This is a genomic window from Nostoc sp. FACHB-110, from assembly GCF_014697425.1.
In the GTDB taxonomy this organism is placed as follows: domain Bacteria; phylum Cyanobacteriota; class Cyanobacteriia; order Cyanobacteriales; family Nostocaceae; genus Nostoc_B.
On record NZ_JACJRU010000032.1, the window covers coordinates 24328 to 44966 of the forward strand.

The 20639-nt window shown below is 37.8% G+C and carries 17 protein-coding genes and 5 pseudogenes; 11 read left to right on the plus strand and 11 right to left on the minus strand.

Annotated elements, in window-relative coordinates; translation table 11 throughout:
- Positions 1-78: 78 nt before the first annotated feature.
- The 3 genes from H6G69_RS23795 to H6G69_RS23805 all read right to left on the minus strand — a co-directional run bounded on the left by H6G69_RS23795 (position 79) and on the right by H6G69_RS23805 (position 4888).
- Positions 79-1383, minus strand: coding sequence for a serine/threonine-protein kinase (locus tag H6G69_RS23795; RefSeq protein WP_313951907.1), 1305 nt, complete (start codon positions 1381-1383; stop codon positions 79-81).
- 133 nt (positions 1384-1516) lie between these two features.
- The gene (locus H6G69_RS23800) at positions 1517-2785 is read right to left on the minus strand and encodes a serine/threonine-protein kinase (protein WP_190691596.1); all 1269 of its coding nucleotides are present in this window, start codon (positions 2783-2785) and stop codon (positions 1517-1519) included.
- Positions 2786-3991: 1206 nt separating this feature from the next.
- Positions 3992-4888, minus strand: coding sequence for a prohibitin family protein (locus H6G69_RS23805; protein WP_190691597.1), 897 nt, complete (start codon positions 4886-4888; stop codon positions 3992-3994).
- A 480-nt stretch (positions 4889-5368) separates the two neighbouring features.
- Between H6G69_RS23805 and H6G69_RS23810 the strand changes: the two genes are divergently transcribed.
- Positions 5369-5770, plus strand: a complete 402-nt coding sequence (locus H6G69_RS23810) for a nuclease A inhibitor family protein (RefSeq protein ID WP_190691598.1) — start codon at positions 5369-5371, stop codon at positions 5768-5770.
- 58 nt (positions 5771-5828) lie between these two features.
- Here H6G69_RS23810 and H6G69_RS23815 read toward each other — a convergent pair whose 3' ends face one another.
- The gene (locus tag H6G69_RS23815) at positions 5829-6674 is read right to left on the minus strand and encodes a DNA/RNA non-specific endonuclease (RefSeq protein WP_190691599.1); all 846 of its coding nucleotides are present in this window, start codon (positions 6672-6674) and stop codon (positions 5829-5831) included.
- Positions 6675-7019: 345 nt separating this feature from the next.
- Between H6G69_RS23815 and H6G69_RS23820 the strand changes: the two genes are divergently transcribed.
- Positions 7020-7997 carry a CPBP family intramembrane glutamic endopeptidase gene (locus H6G69_RS23820; protein ID WP_190691600.1) on the plus strand — a complete coding sequence of 326 codons (978 nt, stop codon included), beginning with the start codon at positions 7020-7022 and terminating at the stop codon, positions 7995-7997.
- Positions 7998-8157: 160 nt separating this feature from the next.
- Here the strand turns inward: H6G69_RS23820 and H6G69_RS34860 are convergent, their stop codons facing one another.
- The 3 genes and pseudogenes from H6G69_RS34860 to H6G69_RS23835 all read right to left on the minus strand — a co-directional run.
- Complete coding sequence (locus tag H6G69_RS34860; protein WP_190691651.1) at positions 8158-8355, minus strand: DUF1349 domain-containing protein; 198 nt, start codon at positions 8353-8355, stop codon at positions 8158-8160.
- A 419-nt stretch (positions 8356-8774) separates the two neighbouring features.
- A complete protein-coding gene (locus H6G69_RS23830) occupies positions 8775-9083 on the minus strand; it encodes a DUF5132 domain-containing protein (protein WP_190691601.1) in 309 nt (102 codons plus the stop codon).
- 169 nt (positions 9084-9252) lie between these two features.
- A pseudogene (locus H6G69_RS23835) lies at positions 9253-9377 on the minus strand (alkaline phosphatase D family protein); the annotation flags it as partial.
- Between the two features lie 207 nt (positions 9378-9584).
- On the opposite strand from H6G69_RS23835, the gene H6G69_RS23840 reads away from it, so the two are divergent.
- The 3 genes from H6G69_RS23840 (at position 9585) to H6G69_RS34080 (ending at position 11662) form a co-directional block, all read left to right on the plus strand.
- On the plus strand, positions 9585-10199 hold the full coding sequence (locus H6G69_RS23840; protein ID WP_190691602.1) for a DNA-directed RNA polymerase subunit alpha C-terminal domain-containing protein: 615 nt from the start codon (positions 9585-9587) through the stop codon (positions 10197-10199).
- Between the two features lie 526 nt (positions 10200-10725).
- Positions 10726-10848 (plus strand): hypothetical protein, encoded by a 123-nt coding sequence (locus H6G69_RS34480; RefSeq protein WP_277883445.1) that lies wholly within the window; start codon positions 10726-10728, stop codon positions 10846-10848.
- Positions 10835-11662: a hypothetical protein gene (locus tag H6G69_RS34080; RefSeq protein WP_190691603.1), complete on the plus strand. Its 828-nt coding sequence runs from the start codon at positions 10835-10837 to the stop codon at positions 11660-11662. The genes H6G69_RS34480 and H6G69_RS34080 overlap by 14 nt, the downstream gene beginning before the upstream one ends.
- Before the next feature lie 162 nt (positions 11663-11824).
- Here H6G69_RS34080 and H6G69_RS23850 read toward each other — a convergent pair.
- Positions 11825-12709 (minus strand): annotated as a pseudogene (locus H6G69_RS23850) (DUF4351 domain-containing protein).
- An 82-nt stretch (positions 12710-12791) separates the two neighbouring features.
- On the opposite strand from H6G69_RS23850, the gene H6G69_RS23855 reads away from it, so the two are divergent.
- The 3 genes from H6G69_RS23855 to H6G69_RS23865 all read left to right on the plus strand — a co-directional run bounded on the left by H6G69_RS23855 (position 12792) and on the right by H6G69_RS23865 (position 15230).
- Positions 12792-12932 carry a hypothetical protein gene (locus H6G69_RS23855; RefSeq protein WP_199336256.1) on the plus strand — a complete coding sequence of 47 codons (141 nt, stop codon included), beginning with the start codon at positions 12792-12794 and terminating at the stop codon, positions 12930-12932.
- Positions 12933-12969: 37 nt separating this feature from the next.
- Positions 12970-13440 (plus strand): GyrI-like domain-containing protein, encoded by a 471-nt coding sequence (locus H6G69_RS23860; protein WP_190691604.1) that lies wholly within the window; start codon positions 12970-12972, stop codon positions 13438-13440.
- Positions 13441-14531: 1091 nt separating this feature from the next.
- Positions 14532-15230 (plus strand): DUF3102 domain-containing protein, encoded by a 699-nt coding sequence (locus H6G69_RS23865; protein ID WP_190691605.1) that lies wholly within the window; start codon positions 14532-14534, stop codon positions 15228-15230.
- 1369 nt (positions 15231-16599) lie between these two features.
- Here the strand turns inward: H6G69_RS23865 and H6G69_RS23870 are convergent.
- The gene (locus H6G69_RS23870; RefSeq protein WP_190691606.1) at positions 16600-16875 is read right to left on the minus strand and encodes an HU family DNA-binding protein; all 276 of its coding nucleotides are present in this window, start codon (positions 16873-16875) and stop codon (positions 16600-16602) included.
- A 456-nt stretch (positions 16876-17331) separates the two neighbouring features.
- On the opposite strand from H6G69_RS23870, the pseudogene H6G69_RS23875 reads away from it, so the two are divergent.
- The 3 genes and pseudogenes from H6G69_RS23875 to H6G69_RS23890 form a co-directional block, all read left to right on the plus strand.
- Positions 17332-17592, plus strand: a pseudogene (locus H6G69_RS23875) (transposase); the annotation flags it as partial.
- A 1-nt stretch (position 17593) separates the two neighbouring features.
- Positions 17594-18343, plus strand: a pseudogene (locus H6G69_RS34085) (DUF928 domain-containing protein).
- Between the two features lie 239 nt (positions 18344-18582).
- Positions 18583-19827, plus strand: coding sequence for a YgcG family protein (locus H6G69_RS23890; RefSeq protein ID WP_190691608.1), 1245 nt, complete (start codon positions 18583-18585; stop codon positions 19825-19827).
- A 28-nt stretch (positions 19828-19855) separates the two neighbouring features.
- On the opposite strand, the pseudogene H6G69_RS23895 reads toward H6G69_RS23890, so the two are convergent.
- Both H6G69_RS23895 and H6G69_RS23900 read right to left on the minus strand, forming a co-directional pair.
- Positions 19856-19954: pseudogene (locus tag H6G69_RS23895) on the minus strand (hypothetical protein); the annotation flags it as partial.
- A gap of 133 nt (positions 19955-20087) precedes the next feature.
- Positions 20088-20519, minus strand: a complete 432-nt coding sequence (locus H6G69_RS23900; RefSeq protein ID WP_190691609.1) for a type I restriction-modification enzyme R subunit C-terminal domain-containing protein — start codon at positions 20517-20519, stop codon at positions 20088-20090.
- Positions 20520-20639: the final 120 nt, after the last annotated feature.

Here is a 20639-nt window from a genome sequence, read left to right on the forward strand (position 1 = left end):
TTGTTTATATTGTTTATTGTCCAAAAATTTTAGAAAATTTTCAATATAAAACATTATTAAATTAATATCCCACAACTTTTATTCAGGTTCGGCAGCATTAATATTTTGATTATTAGACTGCTTTTCTAAGCCCAACCAGTCTTTTATTTCCTGAATTAACCATTCACGCTCCACCGTAGATAATGATGTAGAGTGGTATTTAAGTGAACCATTTTCTAGCGTTTGATCACTAGTTTCGATGACTATTCCTCTGGGATCTGAATTATTACTAACTTCTCTTTCAGAAACATTGATAATCATCGCAGTTTTACCTTGTCCCCATGAGTAACATATCCCAAATAATTGCAATTTAATTTTGAATTTACCACGAGCAAAATATAAGTAAGTTTCGCCAAAAGCTGGAATGGCTATAAAAAACACAGATGAAAATATTAATGATAAAACCAAAAATATTACTATTGGATTATTAAAATCGAATGTTATTATTGATTGATGAATTATAAACAAATTAGGAAGAACGTAATAAGGAAAGATATATGCAAAAAATGAACTTGTAAGACCTAACAAATACATATTTTGTAAAGCATTTCTTCCACGTCTAGGTATTTTAATCTCTAATGTATTTGCTGTTTTTTTTACGATAATTTTACTGCCTGTTGGTTTATAGCTAGTAGTCGGGGAACTAAGTGTATTTTTCTGTTCCAATGCTGCAAGTGCTTGCCTAGCCGTGCTGAAGCGTTGATTTACGTTTGGTTCTGTCATTTTACAAATCCAATTCACCAACCCCAAATCTACATTCACTCGCTCAAAAAACTGAAGACGATAATCTAAATGAGGTAAATCAGCCGGCTCTATTCCTGTCAGTAAATGAATCAAAGTTGCGCCTAGAGCATAGATATCTGAGGCGGCAACTGCTCTAAGAGCAAATTGCTCTATTGGTACATAGCCGTAAGTGCCTACGACCGTGAAGGTTGCTCCTTCCAACGCTGCTTGCTCCTGCACTGCACCAAAGTCTACTAGATAAACACGCTCATCTTTACCCCAAATTAAATTGCTAGGTTTAATATCTCGATGCAGTATTGGTGGATTAAGCTCATGCAGATAAATCAAAATACTTAAAACTTCCACAGCAATTTTTTCTACTTGTTCAATAGTAAAGCGTTTCCCCTGATTTAATAATTGTTGTAGAGATACTCCAGGGATATAACTTTGCACTAATCCAAACCACGGAAATCTCGAATCTGGCAGATGCTCCAACCGAAAATAATCTCGATATTTAGGAATTCGGGGATGGCTAATACTTTTTAACACTTGCGCCTCTCGCTCAAACAATTTGCATTCATCCCATTGCATTTGAGGAGTAAGCGTTAACAACTTGACAATAACTTTTTCTTAGGGCTGTTTCTCTTGATCTAGTGCTAACCAGGTTTGACGACTATTACTTTGTCCTATTTTTTCCTGAAGCTGATAGCGTTGTACTAATACATATCCTGTTTCTAACATATTGCATCCTGATTTACTTTAACCCTAACCACTGCTTAATTTCTGCTATTAGCCAGAGGTATTCTGTATCTCTCAGCCAACCTGTTGAATATTCTCTAACACCAACACTTAAAACCAACTCATTTTTACTTACAAAAATCTTATCAATATCTAATACTTTGCCTCGTTGCTTGCTAAAAGTTATTCCCAATATTTTTAACTCAATTTCAAAATATCTTTTATCAAAATTTATCTGGGTTTCTAATAATATATTAATTGTGCTTTTTAACGATGCAAAGCACATTATCATAAATAGGTACCATGCAAAAGAATTGTAAAACCCTAAAACTATTAATGTAATACCTAATGAACAAGGCCAAATTCTAAACATTACTGGTTTCCCCGTCGTCTCCAACGCTGAAATTTTAATTTGTAACTGACTAAGCGTTTTTTTGAGTTTTATTCTGTCACTAGGTAATTGTGAATTAACAATTATCGAGATAGCTTGTTCATTTTCCTCTAAAACCGCAAGTGCTTCCTCTGCACTACTAAATCTTTTTTCCAGATTCGGCTGTGTCATTTGCTCTAACCAGCGAACAAAACCTGGATTCAGATTTACCAAATGGGCAAATCTTAAGCGAGAGTCTAAATTCGGTAAATCCGCAGGCGCAATTCCCGTGAGTAGATGAATTAACGTTGCTCCCAAAGCATAGATATCTGATGCTGCACTCGCTCTTCCACCAAATTGTTCTAATGGCGCATAACCATAAGTTCCTACTACTGTAAATGTTGCACCTGCTTTTGCCGCATTGTCTTGTACTGCTCCAAAATCAATCAGATATATCTGACCATCTTCACTCAGCAGTAAATTACTCGGTTTTATATCTCGATGTATCACTGGCGGACTTAACCCGTGTAGATAAACCAGGATATTCAACACTTCCTTAGCAACTTTCCTGGCCTCTACTTCTGTAAAGATTTTTCCTTGTACTAATAATTCCTTTAGTGACCAAGCTGGTATATATTCTTGAACTAACCCAAACCACAGTAATTGTTCTTCAACACAAAAATAATTTTGATATTTAGGGATTTGAGGATGCTGAAGCTCCTTCAGGACTTTTCCTTCTCGCTCAAACAGTCTCACATTCTCCCAATGCACTTGATCGTTAAAGCACAACAGTTTGATTACTACTTTCTCTTGCCTGCTTAAATCTTTTGCCAACCAAGTTTGACGACCCGCTGTTTCGCTTAATTTCTGTTCCAGCTGATAGCAATCACATAGTATCTGTTGTGTTTCCAACATAAGTTTACTATTTTCACTGCTAATTAGTTTTCACCATCGCTATCTACATCAGCAAAATCTTGATTTCGTTAAATATCTAACCTCTAGATTTTACTGCTTTATTTTAGGCTCATTCTAACCTGATATTTATGTAACCAACCGGAGCAATTGCAATACCGTTCGGTTAACAAATTTAGTCGTGAGAGCAAACAAGGGTGTAAGGAAGATAAAGAGGTTAAACAAACTTATTTCCATCCCCTCCGCTCCGATGCTCCTCTGCTGCCTTAACGAAAAGAACCCTACCGAACAGTATTGAGTGGAGGAGGCTGTTGAGTTGCGGGAGACGATGCGGTAGTTTTCGGTACTTTTGTGAACTTCAGTGGTTGAGTATTGCTCGATATGGTGAAGAAATATATCAAACAGCAAAATTCTCCGGTTAGTTAACTAGAGCTTGTCTTGATTTTCATCCCCAACTTCACCTGCGGATGAAAGCAAGGAAGGTTAATTTAAAAAGCAAGCTGGTGATCACACAATTCATTATTTTGTTTAGCGTTCAGAAGTGGGACAATTTTTTTCTCTCTTCGTAGTAACAAAAGAGGGATCAGACAAAACTTTTAATTAACAAATTACATACAAAAATATTTAGTTTTTTTGAGATTCCTATGTTCTGTAGATACATACCATAAGAAATATCTACTGGTTAGTAACATTTTATTAAGCTTATATAAACATCATTGTTGCTTGAGCAAGCATAGGGTTGACTAGTATTAATAATAATTACTTATATCTATTTAAAATAGAGAGATATCATATTATGCTTCTCTACACAAGGGAAAAATCAGATTTTTGCCAAAAATCTGATTTAAATTCATGAAATATCGAATTTTTGATTAGTGACATAAATATATCTGTACGGAAATAAAATTTTAAATAATACTTGGTTTTGCATATATTAGATTTGCCAAAAGCTCTAATTTAAATTCCTGGTAAAGATACTTTTCTAGCTATAAAAAAGTGATAACCCTCATTTGTCACTTTTACCAGAGAATAATCTAGGATATCTACAGCATCAGGTTTTTACCAAAAAAGCTATACTTGGGACATTCTATTAGAAAATAAACGCTCAAATGCTTGTTATATATAAAGTTGAAAATTTGGCTCCGTTTTTCTTTTTTCAGAGTGATAGAACAGGGTTAAGATAATACTGTTACTTACATAAGATAAATTTTAAGGTTTTGAGTTTCCTGGATCTGGTTGAATAAAAATAGGAACTCCGCCTTTTTCAGAACCAACAATTACAATTTTAGAATTATTAGATTGAGCTAATTTTTCTGTGGCTTCAATCGCTCGTAATTGCAGCATTTGGTTGGTTAGTCCACCAGAGATAATTTTTTGAGAATCTGCTATACCTTGAGCTTCAATACGCTTTCGTTGTGCTTCTTGACGCTCTTTTTCTAGAACAAATTTCATCTGTTGGTTCTGTTGCTCTGCTTTTAGTTTCTCTTGAATTGCAGCTTGCAGAGTATCAGGCATTTTGACATTTCGTAAAAGAGCTTCTTCGACAATAAAACCCAAAGTAGGTATCTCCTGGGTAAGTTGTTGGTCAATTTTTTGAGCAATTTCTTGACGTTTGGTAGAGTAAATAGCACTGGCTGGGTAGTTTGCTGTGATGGCGCGGACAGTAGAGCGGAATCTGGAAATTACTAGTTGTGTCTCATCAGTTCCAATTGTTTTATATACTGTTGCTGCTTTGTGGGGATCGAGCTTGTACTGAAGACTAACATCAAGATTTAGGCTTAATCCTTCTTGGGATGTTACATCTATGTTTTCCTTCACATCCTTAAGGCGAGTGGAAAAATTCAGCACTTTGGTAAAAGGATTCAACAAGTGGACACCTGAATCAAGACTGTTTTCAGAAACCTGACCAAAGAAGTTAACGATGCCGACATTGCCTGGTGGGACAATAACCAAAACCCTAGAAATGGAATTTAGTATTGCAACACTGCCAATTAATATAGTTATCCCGCGCACAACTAAACGAGACTTTTGACTGGATATCTTGCCTGTGTTCAGATAAATGAGAATTGTGATCAGGCTAGTTAGAAGAGTAACTATAAAGCTCATGAGATTTTCTTATATGTTTACGTTACATACTTAAGTAGTATCATACTTCAGAAGCAGGTATTTGTAGCTTGAAACAGAACAAGAGGCTAGATTTTTTGTAAGTATTCAGGAGTCAGAATCCAGGAGCCAGAATGGTAGAAAATTTAATTACATTCTTCAGGGTAAAATAGCCTAATTATCCTCAATTACTCTTCAATTCTGAATTCTGACTTCTGTGTGCTGAATTCTTACACTAATCCTAAATTTGGTAGCTACAATCAGTGGGGAATTCAGATTCCCCACTGATTGATTCTGAATTCTTCTTCAAAAACCTTATAAGTATGTTTAGCGCGGTGTAGGTCAAGCAGGGGGAGCAAGAAAGGTAAATGTTTTGTTGTTATTCTCATTAGAAGAATACTAGATAATAAAGGTGGAGCGTAATACTCTCTCAATTAGGAGCCAAAGCTCAAAAGCTAACGCGTATAAGTATAAATAAATTTTATGAATAATGAAATAATGCAAACGCTGAAACAAACGTCCAATGACTTATTAATGATAAGTGAGTCAGAATATCCTTTTGAAGTATTTTTATGGACTAATCAAGCGCAAGAACCTTTAACAAATCAAAAAATTCTACAATTAACAGGACATCCATTAGAAACATCAATCGAAACAGTAGAGTTAGATTATTTATTTCGTAACTGTACCAAAGAAAAAGAATGGCATGATGAAATACAAAAACAAAATGTTCAAAAATATCAATTACTTGTCAAAACATTAAAAGATACTTTAGCTAACATAAATGTTTATCGTATAGGCACAATAAATATTGATGTCTATATTGTTGGCAAAACTTCATCTGGTGACTTGGTAGGACTAGCAACAAAAATTGTAGAAACATGATAAAAAATTCCCCAGCCTGTTTATAAATATAGACAGGCTTTAATTAGGTTAGTAAAAACTATAAAGTATCAACTCTAGCCTCAATTGTGCTTTGAACAGAAGTAGATACATTTGAAAGTAAATTATAACCAGTATTTGCTTCAATAGAGTCAACACTCACTCTGTAATCTTTCCAATTCGCATATCTAATACCTTGTGTATTAGGTATGTTTACCGCGATTACTCTTGTACTAGTAGTGACGCTACTAGCTCCAGAATTAGGTCTATTCAAAACTACAATAACTTTCCATGTTCTTGCTGGCACTGTAACATTACCATTAGCTATGGTAGTTTTTGTACCATTTGAACCAGCTCCACCAGTGCCATAAGAACCAGAAATGATGTAAAGTTCTTTGCCTTGATTCACTACTAAATCTCGAGAATAATTTTCTAAATTTGCCCAGATTCCCTGATTATTGTCGGGTGCTTGAGGAATCATATTTGTCATTAAAAAAGTTGCAGAGTTATTGGCTATAGTATTCGTTCTATCTGCGGACGGAGCCATGTGTCCTCGATCAAAACCACTGCCTGTATAGTCCGAAGAAGTAACTCGGTAGCAGCCTGAAGGTAGTGCGGTATCTGCCCTAAAGTCATCTTGGCGAGGTGTAGATCCTAACCAGGAAGAGTTTAGCTGCCAACTTACCCAATTTGGAGTTCCTCTATAACAGTTATAAGATACTGCGTATTGAGGTTTATTTAATAAAAGATTACTGTAACTACTACCAGCACTACTAGGATTTCCCATTGTTAAATGGACGCTTGTGCTTTGAGCAATCAGTGGTTTCTGTATGCAATTAAACAGAGCGAAAAATACTGTTGGTACAGCAACAGGTATAAGAACCCTTGAAAGCTGAAACTTACTCATTCGTTGTTATTTGTGTAATAAAGTATAATTGCTGCTGAAAGAAATCATGGATAACGTAAAATTGACACTAAAAATTTACCTCTCTTTTAGGAGAAAGAAGTAAAGAAAATATAAAGGTAGCGTTAAAAAATAGTTATTGATTGAACATAATAGTAACTTATAACTCTTAATTAAAATTTTGAGCAGTTTTGACTTATATATATTACTTTTCAAAATAGAAATTGTTACCAATTAAAACAATAAAAATTAGATTTTATTCCTCTGTTAATAGACAAAAAATAAATTTCTCTAATTTTTGATGTTGACGAGAGTTTTAAGTCTACTGAAATTAAAATATTGATAACTATGTTTAGACAACTTACAGCCCATGTAAAAAAGTACCCATTAGCATGGTACTACGGTATTTCAGTCTTAATTGTAATTCTAATTATTCCAGTTTTTTTATTAACAGGTGCCGATGTTGCCGTAGACCAAGCCCTCCAAAAAACTAGTATTCAATTTAATACTGATTTAGTAACTGCCTTCCGAGTAGTATCAGCGGAACCAGGAGCATTTTTTGGAGTTCTTTTGGCAATATTACAAGTAGCAGCACCAGATATTGCAGTATTGATAGTTGCTAGTATTACAAATGGAAAAAAAGGTTTATTAGAGCTAAAAAATAGGTTCCGTTTTTGGCAGTCAGGTATGAACTGGCATGATGGGTTAAGAATTTGGGGAATTTGCATATTAATTTTTAGTTTAATGAACCTAGCTTCTGCTGGCTTAAATAAGTGGCTACTTCCTGAAAAGGATTTTGTTTGGGATATCAACTTTTTATCAATTAATTTTTGGAGCGGCTTGATTATTGCTATGTTTCTAGATGCGGGAGGTCTATTTGAAGAAAATGGCTGGCGAGGGTTTGCTCTACCTTTATTACAAAAACGCTTTCGACCTCTACAAGCTTCGATAATACTAGGATTTTTCTGGTCTGTGTGGCATATTCCTGTGAAAATAAATTTATTGTTCGATTATGGAATAATAAATTTTTTATCTATGTTTTTTATCCTGATATGTAAATTTATCTTGATTTCAATCGTGATAACTTATTTCTTTAATCAAGTTGGACAAACTACCATAATAGCTATTGTTATGCACGGTTTATCAAATGATTCAGTCAGACTGGGAGGTAAAGTTTTATCCGAAAGTTTTATTGTTCAACAAATCACGGAAATCAATTTAGTGCTGCCCATACTTGTAGTGAGTATCTTTTTGATTCAGAAAACTAAAGGAAAACTTGGTCTGACTCCCGTAGATTCTAGCTTATCAACAGTTGTTATTAGGTAAAATTTGTTTTGAAAATAAGCGCGGGGAGGCGGCAGGGCAGACGTATCTACATTATATTTATTTACTACTGAGGTCAAGAATCAACAGAAAAATTCAGTATTCATCGTTTGATTTGTTTTCCAAAGATTAAAGCGATCTCTCTAATTTTGTTATTCAATCTTTACCCATATTGATCGCTTTCAGCTTCAATCTGAAAATTTTCAACAATCTTGACTTGGGTAGTAAAATCTTTAATAACTTCTAAGTAATGAAAATTGCCATTATCACGCACATAACCATAATCAGGTCTACGCCAAAAATATGTTTGAGATCCTGCCTTTACAGAAATGATACTTTCGCGTTTTTCCCATTGTGGCAGTTAATCATACCATTACATCAACATAATTATAATTATCTTTTAGCTTTATTAATATAAATAGACTACACAGCTTTCATTGTTCCATCAGATGGATGATATTTTGAATAATTCATAATGCTTTAAACGACAGTAACAAACGCTCCTCTGGTGGCTATCAAGAATGTTTAAGGAAACACAACCCTACCTACCAGCGATTAATTCGACTTTATTACCCCAAACAAACAAAGGCAGGTAATAAACTAAAGCACAGCTAGATTTTATAGATATTCTCTGCGTCAGATAATTACCTACCTGATGATTTCAATTAAAGTACAACTTAGATACATCAAATACCATACTAATACTAGTATAAAACCTGGTTGTTCTGAATTCCTTAGACTTAACCTGGAAAGATTTTTGGATGAGCTTTGATGGTCAAGTCAAGATGCTGAAGTAGCTGCCTCATCTTTGATTTCTGGAGGATGTTCACTTATCATGGGTTGATCTGATTCACTGAGTTCTGCTTTTACCTCCGCTATCATATCTTCCCAAGTTTCACCAAGCTCGGCTATTGCACCTCGGCTTTTTTGAGAAACAACAATCCCGCCTTTGACCAAAGACTTAACTATTGTTTTTCCAACTCTACCAACCACTGGCAACAGCACAGGTGCAAGAATTACTGCTCCTATTGAAGCGATTACACCGGGAGTCCCAGCATCTTCAATGAAATCAACAATTTTAGGTGCCATAATACATACCTCCCTCAATAAAATGTTTTACTTAATATTGAAAGTACAATTGATAACCTTATCTTAACCTATGCGGTTGATGCTACTAACGAAGATAGATTAAATTTGCTTTAGATTTAATCACTTGTTTTTTAACAAGAGGAAACATATCTGCAATTTCAACATAAAAAAATTCGTAAATATAGTCACCTAAGTGAAATACTAAATCTAAATCTTCTTGGGCTAGGTGACGGTAAGCAGATAATAACCATTATTCCATTTTTGGCAAGTGACAAAGGCAAAGTTGAGTTGATTGAGTTGAGTACCAATCGTCGGTAGTTAAGACATTGCAAAGTGATAAAGCTTAGATAGTACAAGAATTTTCACTCTGCCAAGGTTCGACTGACGCTCATGGGGCAGCCTGTCATCTGTCCTGATCTTTACTCTCTACCTTTATTATTTGTCAACTGTGTACACGTATTGCTATATTTGACGTATACACTGTTGACATTCTGGAGAAATATGGGAAAAAAAACTAAGGAATCGCCGATTGTAAGCTTCCGTGTGCCGCATTCTGTGGTTGAAAAGTTAATTACAGATGGCAGATTGAAGCCTAACCATATAAAGTCAGAATTATCCAACTTAATCAAAAATGACTGGTTAGCTTCTGTTGATGCTGGTGTAGAACCGATAGTGAGTGTCAATACTGTTTATGAGCAACTAGCAAAAATAGATAGAATTCTCGAAATACTTGAGGATAATCAGTCGGTAAGTCTTGTTGAGTCTAATGTAGATAGTGTTGACAAAATCAGCTTAAGTCAAAGTGTAGATTCAATCTCGCCGGATAATCAGCTTGTAGAGGTTGTCAAAAGTAATGTACACCCCGTAGAGGAAATAAATGGGGATAATAACCCGATAAACGTTGTTGATGAAAACAGTATTGAGTCATTGAATTTGAAAAAAAATACTTATACAGCGCTTAAAGAGGCACAAGTTAACACAATAGAAGATTTAAATAAATATGGGGTCACAGGCTTGCAAACGCTGAAAAATCTGGGAAATAAATCTGTATCTCAGATAGTTGAAGCACTTCAAAGCCGAGGAATTGAGTTACCAGAGTTGCCAATCCCAAACTAAGAAGATACACCCAATACCTTTTGGTTAAGATATATCTTCGTGGAGGCAGCAGGGGGGAGAAGCTTCAGGGGTAGGGGAGAGGCTACTGTCAAATGTCCCTTGCTCCCCCAGGGCGAACGCATCTAAAGTATACTTAGTGACTACTGAAATTGAGAATCAACGGAAAAATCAGCATTTATCATTTGAACCACTGTCCAAACCTCAAAGCGATGCCTGCGGCGGGCTACGCCAACGCTAAAATCTTTGTCAATAAACATTGCTTAATGCGATTATTTTTGAGACTATTGAGAATTATCTAGTCTTATTGACATGATGCGGCCGCCCTGCTTGCTCCCCTGCTCCCAAGATACGTTCTCCTAAACAAGACGCTACGCGAACACGAATGAATTCCTTATCCGAAAAGTATTGGCTTCGGTGTTGATTACGTCAGCGAGATTCACACCTCTGACACAGGTGGTTTACTCGGCTTCGGCGTATGCGTGGATTCGTTGCACAAAGATAGTCAAGCTCATTTCAACCCGAATCTTTGCAGACTTGGGGTAAGCGAGGTGCGGTCATTAACGTGGAAATGCGCCGTTACCAGGAATTTGTGCTGAAGGGTTTGGCGGCTGATGGGTATGAGGTTATTGATGGTTATGAAGGACGATGACGGCTGGTATCCTCAACTGCGGCTGCATTATTACTTGAGCGTGGGGCGGGAGTTTTTGACCACCCGGGACAGCAAAAGGGCTAAGGCACAAGCTGAAGCTGGAGAGAATGCGATTTGGAAGCCTGACTTTAACAAAGGGCAGATGTCGTCTTCTGTATTGTTGTTAGAAGAACTGAACCTGTTGCAGTTGCTTACACCTGGGGAGCAGTTGCGGGGTTCTGATCAAGGGATGCAGGAGTTTAAGGCGATCGCGCTACAGCATCGGTATTTGATCAAGAATTATTTGAACGTGAGTATTTCGGAGAAGCTGACACCTGTTGCGATCGCACAGAAGTTACTCGATAAGGTTGACTTGCGGTTGTCTTATATTGGTCGGTTGGGGCCACGAGGAAAACGGGAGTGCGTTTACAAGTTTGTGGCTCCTGATGATGGGCGAGATGTGATTTTCAAGCAGTGGTTAAATCGGGATGAACTCGCTCCTAAAACAATTGTGAATTGCGAATTGCGAATTGCGAATTGTTCTGTGTCAGTCACTCCTAATATAGATTTAACAACACCAATCACTGACACAACACCACTCCCCAACAATAAGGATATGGGCGGACAGGAAGCTTCTTGGTGGCAGCAGGTTAAATCTTACGCTGCTGGGTTTATGGAACAAGTAGAGTCTGGTGTGGAAGCAGTTAAAGAGTTCCTCTCTACTCTCACTTCAGACGAGCGTTGGGGGGTGATGTTGGAATTTGAGGAGGCACAACCGCAGATTTTTGGGCAGTTGGTGGCAGAAGTTCCTGGGTGGATTGAATGGATGACTTGATTTTTAGGTTATGAGCAATCACTGCGGGTTGTTCATTTTCCAAATTAGGTGAACCGTTTTGGAATGGGTTACTTGGGACAGTGGCAACTGTGATTGAACTTTAGGGACGGTTGTAGGACTGTGAGGTGCGATTAGTTGGTGGAGTAGCGTAATGTCGCGTTGTTATCCGACTTGCTGGTTTAACCAAGCTTCTAAATCTGCTACAACGGAAAAATCTAATAACGCCTCTGCTAAAAGAGACAATTGCTCAATAGATAATCCTCGAATTCGTTCAATCAACGCTGAATCAATTTCACCAAAACGACGATTTAGTTGACGTAGAATTAGATCCTGTTGTCCTTCTTGTTTAGCTCTTTCGCGGTCTTGCTGATAAAGTGGTTCTAATCGCATAATTAACTCTCTGTCATCTGATTCTAAATTTTGATTGATTTTTAAATTTTCGCGCAAATTATAAACTAATTCTAGCGTCGCTTTTCTGTATGGATGATTTGATGGTAAAGCTTGCAACTCAATAATTGCCTGTGACTGTACATTTCCCCTGCCCAGAATTCTCAGCCACAAAGTTTCCGGTGTTGATGGTAGTTGATGTATAGCTACAATTGCTGTCCTTAAAGCATCACCTAAAAAGTATATTCCTGGCAACCACCCCGATTTCTGATTAACATTAAAGCTCGATAATATTGCTGGGGATGCAGTTGGAGTCAAAATCCATAGTTTCGGAATATTTGAATCCTGGAGTTTGGTTTTATTAGCTTTAGCCTCTCGCCGCAATAGAGCTTTTACTTCTAATAATTTTTGAAGACAATCACAAATTTCATCACTAGAAGCTGCATTCCGAAATGGTTCTAAAATTGCTGGAAATTCGGCAAATCTTCCCAGTAGCCCTAACAATTCTAAATTAGAGTTTGACTATGCTGATGGTGTAAATAACACATCAATTTCTTTAATTTCTCCTGATACTTTTTGTGAAGATTTTACTTCCCCATAAGGTTTTAGCAGTTCTTCTAGATAGTCTTTGGCAAATTCATCATGTACAAACCGAGTCATTCAATTTAGTTTATTTAGAATTGATTTGAAGTGATTAATAATATTTTATGCTTCGTTGGTGACTAAACAGGTGGAATCTGGAGTGAAATCAGTCAAAAAGTCATTCAGTACCTTCATTTCGGATGAGCGTTGGGGTGTGATGGTGGCTTTTGAGGAAGTGCAGCCTGTGATGTTCTCTCAGTTGGTGGCGGAGGCTCCCGATTGGGTGCAGTGGATGGCGTAGGTTTTGGTGATAATTTCAAGAAGGTAAAGCACGAAAGATGCAAGCAGTGAACGTTCAAATCGTCCATTTTCCTGAGACTAAGGTGGCAGCTATAGAACATTGTGGGCCGCCGCATCTCGAATACAAGACTGTTCAAAAGCTCATTGAATGGCGGCTAGCAAATCGACTGCCTCCCGCTCACCACCGGAGTTACGGAATTCATTACAACGACCCACACAGTACACCTCCTGAAGAATATCGAGTTGACTTCTGCATCTGTGTGGAAAATGACATTCCTGCGAATCCGCAAGGCGTGGTGAACAAAATCATTCCGGGCGGTCGCTGTGCTATGATGCGGCATTCGGGTTCGCGCGAGAACGTATCAGCAGCATCCTACCTTTACGAAGTCTGGTTTCCCAATAGCGGGGAAGCGTTGAGAGACTTCCCGATCTTTTTTCACTACGTCAACGTCGGACTCCATGTACAGGAACAAGAGATGATTGCAGACGTGTATTTGCCATTGCGCTAACAGTTCTCTCCACCATCTTGTTTTGCAAAAGGTAAATGTCGTTGAAAATCCGGCTTTGCATAGATTCTAAGTTAAAACCTGCTTTGCAACTTAGACTTAATTTAAATCTGCATCAGTCACACGGATGTTCCGCTTGAGAGGAGCGAGCGCATGAATTTCTACTTGATTTCCATCTTTCCTTTCTATCACCATCGCCAACAACTACAGCGTTTTATACTTAAAAAGCCCTGATAAAAATTCAGGGCTTAGTTCTGTATGTGGTTTATTTGAATGCCAGTCTAAAAATTTTGAAGAGCGGTTTTCTATACAATTAATCATCCCTGAATTAATTACTTTAAGATAGTCTCGAATCTACCCATTTTTCCCTAGATAGCTATTTTATAAAGTCTTAATATTTGCAGATATCCTGACTCTTTAACTTTGCCCAAGCCAGCCAATTATTCGCCATCCTTAACTTCGAGTTGATAACCCTCATTTGTTACTTTTGCCAGAGAATAATCCATGATATATACAGAATAAGGCTTTTACCAAAAAAGCTAGATTTGGGACGTTCTATTAGAAAATAAACGCTCAAACACTTATTATATATAAAGTTAAAAAATCGGCTCAGTTTTTTCTTTTTTTAGAGTGACAGAACAAGGTTAAGGAAAAATTGGCATTTGAGTATTATTAGCTTGGATTTGCGTCCATATCCTTCTTCCATTTTTGTTATTATGTCCATTTTCTTTATCCAAAGTTGCGTAGCTTGTCGCCCTTGGCATCGCTTGATTAATGCCTTAACGAAGTTATAAGTATTTCAGGGAGCAACTTGTCCAACTTCTTCTTCCAAACCTGTCCAAAATCTTCTTAAAGTCACACATTATTATGACGGTCTTCATCAAATTACGAGACCGTTTTTTTACCATTAAACTGTACACTACAGGTAGCTGCTTAATAGCTGTATAGTTCATTCTCAATAAGCACTTACATTTTTCAAGGAGTCTGTGCTGCTCAAACCATTATCTAGCCTGCTTTAAGGGCGATGGTCGCCCCTTGAACGCTGTTAGACAGGCATATTTCTCGTAAAGTACGTATGCTTACAGGAATGTAATATGGAAACCAATGATAATAGCTCAACAGCTTTTCCTATAGAATCCAAAGTCATATCTACGAAGTTTGAAGAAATCATTGATTGGACTTTAGCATCGAAAAGCAATTTAGAATTAAAGACCAAAGAAGAGAAGCAACAACGCTTGGCTATGTTAGCGGAAGATACACGATGCAGGTTAAAGCGAAGTGCTATGGACATTTATTGTATAGGTCTCAACTTATTAGAAGCTCAAAATATTATAGAGCATGGTGAGTTTCTACCTTGGTTAAAACAAGAGTTCGGAATGAGTAAGACTTCAGCTTATGAGTTTATAAATGTTGCTAAAGCTTTTGAATCTAAACTTGCGCTTATCGGAAATTTGATTAATAGTATGACTCCTACTGCCCTATATAAGTTAGCGGCCCCTAGTACTCCTGTAGCGGCTAGAGATGAAGCAATCGCTCTTGTAAAGGCAGGAGAAGTAATAGATCGAGATGTTGCTAAGAACTTGATTAGTAAATATAAACCTTCTAAGGTAATAGAACAGCAACGGGAAGCTTCTTCAACCAGCAAAAATAGTAATCCAAATCAATCTGAAATACAGAAATTAATGGTGGAGCGTGATACCTATAAACAACAATTAACAATATTGAAGATGGCAAATGAGCAACTTAAGCTAGAGGTTGCTAAACTTCGTTCAGAATTAGCTTTATTTCAATAAGATTGGATATAGGAGGTGACAGGCTTCCGCCGTGAGCGTCAGCCGTTCGCTGAAAGCGTTCTCGCAGGGGTACGGTAACAGGCAATACCTTTCGGTTAAGATATCTCTTCGTTGAAGCAGCACTTGTGCGGAGGAGCAGAGGGGCAGGGGAGAGGTTACTGTCATTCTCCCCTGCACCCCTGCACTCTTGCTTGCCTACACGAGTAAATTCCTTATCCGAAAAGTATTGGGATTCGAGCTTTTATACAACTAGAATTAATACTCTCTGAAGTGTTAATTGAAAGTTGGTATGAAATCCAAAGTAATTTATCTCTTCAAGTGGCTCGTGACTTTATCTTAGAACACTTAACGCAAAAGTGTAACTTGACTGCATAATATCAATTTTCTGTCAATACGTAAATCCTATAATTTATTAACAGTAATGCTCGAAAATCCATAGTTAATACTTATGCTTATAATTGATGAATTATTGCCATAAAGCTGATATCAGACATATATTTGCTGTATACTAAGTTTATGTTTCCTATTTGACTTGTAAAGGCTAAAAAAACAAAAAAAGGATGCAATTGAGTAAAGCATTTTTAAGCGACGGGTTAAAGGGATGAAATTTTCTTTTTCCCTTTAACCTTTCCCCGACATTTTGCAAAAGTTACTTTTGCAAGACGTTTAGGTCATAACCTGTAAATATTTACTACAGCACTATTAAAAACAATGAGTAAAATACAAGATAGTATTTTGTCCCAGTAAAAATAGAAGTTGCTAGAGTTTTTAATTCTAGTAGTCAAAACATCTGGGCATTCACCCCTAGTGTGGTAAAACTTGCTAGAGATACTTTGGAAACCTATAAGAATCGTTTTTGATTTTCTTTCGCGCAAACACAATTAAGCCTTTCGTTTCACCTCTCAAGTTAGTTTTGCCGTTCTAGATTCACCCTAAATTGATGGCTAGACAGCGTAAATTACCAATTTTTTATACGCTTGTTCCAGGATGTAAGAAATGAAGTAGCTTACCTAAATATTGTTTAGTATGCAATACTATTCAGTTAAGCATTTTGAAATATGAATTTGGTTTGGGAAAAGGTTAAAGAGTAAGGGTTAAAGGTCTTTTTCTTTTTCCCTTCCCTTTTCCCTTTAACCGACAAGTATTGTGAAAAATCCGGCGTTGTATAGAGTGTCCACAGTTAGCACTTAAGTTTACTGTTGATGCCATCCTCCGCAACAACTCAACGCGATCTCTTTTCCACTACCCACCACTAGCCTTCACGCGACCGCGACAGTTTCATTGAAATTGAGAGGAGTGATCGCACTTGTACACAGCAAGACTAATCGCCTTATCATCAAATCTGCAATTCGACACCAAATCTGTAGTGCTAAGGTGCTACTTTTTCTCGAAACCGTTTGCCAGCAGAAAACGCAGGCACTCTAGTGGCTGGAATCGTAATTTTCTCCTTGGTTTTTGGATTCAGCCCTTCACGTTCGGAGCGTTTCCTTCGCTCGAATGAGCCAAAACCAATCAATGTTACCTTCTCCCCGTTTGCTACAGCTTCGGTCACGACTTCTAAAAAAGCTGATATCACCTCATCGGCTTGTTTTTTTGTGATGTTGGTCTTTGCTGCTACGGTATCCACTAATTCACCCTTGTTCATAAATTCCCCTGAAGTATTGCAAGTATTGGCAATGTATCATCAGTAACTCTTGTTAGCAAAGGGGGAACAGGAATAAAACTTAAAAATGTAATACTATTACAAAGCCTTTTAAATTTTATCAGTTGCCGCAAGAGTGGGGCTAAGGGCAAAAACACCGTTACCGCAGATGTTAGTACTTGGTTTGAGTGGGCGCGGCGGCAGCGGATTGTGTTGGCGATGTCGGGTGGGGTCGTTTATACGGTCGATGGGGAGGCTGTTGCATTGGCAGAGATGATGCGGCGGTTTCCGGGTGGGGAGTAAGTATTAGGGCAGACGCATCATGTCATCGAATTTTCGTAAAAAATTGATTACCCTGTTTTCAAGTTCTTTTCTCAGATTCTGCTAATAGGGGGACTGTGTTCAAGTACACCCCCTATTTTTTCTTTGATTGCCTGTGCCATTTAGTCTAAACTCCAGAAATTTTGGGGAGATAGTATAATAAAACTATTGGACTGGATGTATGATGCACTTTCATATTTTCCGAAAAGTATAGGTACAATAGTTAGATGGTTTGGGGAAATAGTCGGTTATTTTGACGGAAAAACCACTAGTGGTGCTGTAGAAGGAATTAATAATAAACTCAAGTTAATAAAAAGGCTTGGATATGGCTTTCGTAATTTTAGCAATTTCAGATTACGCAGTTTATTAAACTGGCACTTTACTATTAATTCTCCATAAAATTAACCGAAGAACCAAAAAACCTTTAGTAAACCAAAAAAAGCCTCGCCCAAATCAAAATCAAAACACCAGAGCAAAAGTCACTTTCGTTCAACCACCTCTAGGACAAAGAACGCCGAAAGGAACTGTACCTGGCGGAAGTCGTGGCTGCCCACAAGCTGCCCCTAATCCCTTTACTGCTATAGTTCCAGTTACTAAGTATTCCCATAAAACTCAATTGCGTTGGGGTCTAACAACTGAGGCTCACCCTACTTTCTGGTATTACCTGCCTTATGAATCTGAGTCGATAACTTCAGCCAAATTATTTCTGCGTGATCGCACGAATCGTAAACTCTACGATACTTCTGTGAAATTAACGGGAACACCAGGATTTGCGAGTATTTCACTTCCAGATACTGCACCATCATTAGAAAATAACCAATAGTATCAGGTAGATTTGCTAATTGATATTTCTTGCTTTAGTGATTCAGATACCCAAAGGCTAATTGCACAAGCATGGGTGAAAAGGGAGGCATCAACTCCAGCACTTAACAAAGAGTTACAGAGTGCCACAACATTGGAAAAAGCAATCCTTTATGCCAAAAATGGCTTTTGGTTTGAGGCGCTAACAACTGTAGCTGAACTTCGCCGTAGTAATCCACAAGATCCACAGTGGAGTCACCTGTTACAGTCCGCAGATTTTGGAGATTTTGCCAATGAACCAATAGTAAATTGTTGCATTTCTCAAAAATCGGTTCCAAATCCAGAGTAATTGAAAGCGCTGTTATTTGTATTGTCAATTTTGCGTGTAAATTCTTATAAAAACTTTTATAAAGATGAGCAAGGTATTGCAGAAAATGAGTAGTAGTAGCTTGAAATAGAGATAAGAACATCGCAATATACAAATGATGAAAACTCCATTTCAGTTTGATATAAGTGTTGATCAAGGCTTACATTGCCCATAAAAGTATACCACAACTATCTAGTAAGTAGTTTTACCATACTAAAGTCATGAACTTAAATTTACTGAAACCAAAACGCATTTTCTCGTTGAGTTTATTTTCTGCTGTTATATTTCTTTCTGGACTTCCTAGCCTAGCTTTGACTGTCCAAGAAGTACCTAATCCTCGACAAAAGAATGGTAGTTGGGTAACAGATATGGCAGGAATACTCAATGATGAGACAGAAACCCAAATCAATCAAATGATCTCTCAATTAGAGGCAAAAAACGGTGCAGAAATGGCAGTAGTAACTGTACCAAAAACCGCCCCAGCAGCATCTCCAAGAGAATTTGCTACGGAATTATTTAATAAGTGGGGAATTGGTAAGAAAGAACAAAATAATGGTGTATTGTTTTTAATATCAATCAGCGATCGCCGAGTTGAAATAGAGACAGGTTATGGGATAGAAGCGATTTTACCCGATGCCAAAGTAGGGAATATTATTGATACTCAAATTATTCCTCGATTCAAAAAAGCAGATTTTGCAGGGGGTACACTGGCTGGAACAAAAGCATTGATAGTAGTTTTAGAGTCTGAGTCACCGTCCACAAATGGAGAACAAACTCCTCTTGAGGTAGCAACTCCAAACCAAACAATTCCAGAAGTACAAGAAACTTCAAATGACGGCACTTTTTGGGAATCTTTAGTTAGTGGAAGTGGGATATTTGCATTAGTAATAGGAAGTATTATTTATCTAAAACGCCCTCGAAAAATTGCTATCGAGCCATCAGGATATACACGTAAAAAGCAGGGCAACTACATCTTTGTATGTGCTGATTGTCAACAGCCGATGGTAAAAGTGGACGAAACCATAGTCGAACCACATCTAAGTAAACCAAAAAAAACAGCACAAAACATTGGTAGTGTCAGATTTGAAGGTTGGGGATGTCCCCATTGCAGCCAGAATCTCACTGGTAAGGGATTTCATCTCATTGCCCTTGAGTCCTCTTCATCTCGCTTTAGAAACTGTCCACATTGTCAAGAGTTGACTGTCATTCGGACTGAGAAGACCGTTAAACAAGCTACACAATATAGTTCAGGTAAACGATTAATTATTGACGATTGTCAAAGTTGTTCTTATAACCACCAAACAGAGGAAACAATTCCTCCCCTCCCGCCACCTCCGCCACCACCTCCGCCATCATCACCCAGCAGTTCTTCGGTTAGTAGTAGTGGGAGTAGTGGAAGCAGTAGCGGTGGAAGCAGTTTCGGTGGTGGTAGTAGCGGCGGAGGTGGTGCTGGTGGCGGTTGGTAAGGGAATGCCGAGAACTAATTTATGGTTGTCAGTCCCTACTCAACGGTGTCCAATTACCAGAAGGCACAAAAGCTGCCCAATATTGCGGATGCTCGTACTCCTGACTGTTGAGCATCTCTAACTGTGCAGCACGTAGAGATAATCAGTTTATTCAATACCATTGCCAAAATAAGAGCATGAAAAGGTAGATCGTTTCGTAGTATTGTTACATTGTATACGGCGTTGACAAATACGCTCGCCCTACTGCCCACTACCAACCATCATGCCACCCCAACAGTTTCATTAAATGACCGCACAATATAAACAATCCCATCAGCATCATCATCCCCAAAAGCTCCCTCCAATCCTTCGTAGTGCAGATCAGTGAATGGTGGTTCATAGAGCAGTCCCGCATCCATTACACCGTTTTGAGTCAGGTAATCAATGATGGTTTCTACAAACCGAATCTGAGTAGCATTGAAACTACTGCCCTCCAAATATCTACCAAATGCCTGCTTCGCAGCATTTCTGTCTAACCCAACCAACTGGCGAATGAACAGCTTGAGGTTGAGGTTTTTCCCGCAGACCTCCTCAAATCGCTCCTGGCTTTCAATGGCTTCAGCATTGAACAGCAGTTCTTCTAGGGATGCTAAATTGGTATCTGTTAACGGGATATTGCGTTTGATCTTGGCGATCACGGCGATGGTTTTCATGCTCCCGAATATACGCAGGTTTTTGAGATAGCACAAATTCGATATTTCAGGTTTTTACCTATGCAGAGATAGCCAACTGGCTAAATACGAATATTTAAAAGTATCAAACAGAACAGACAA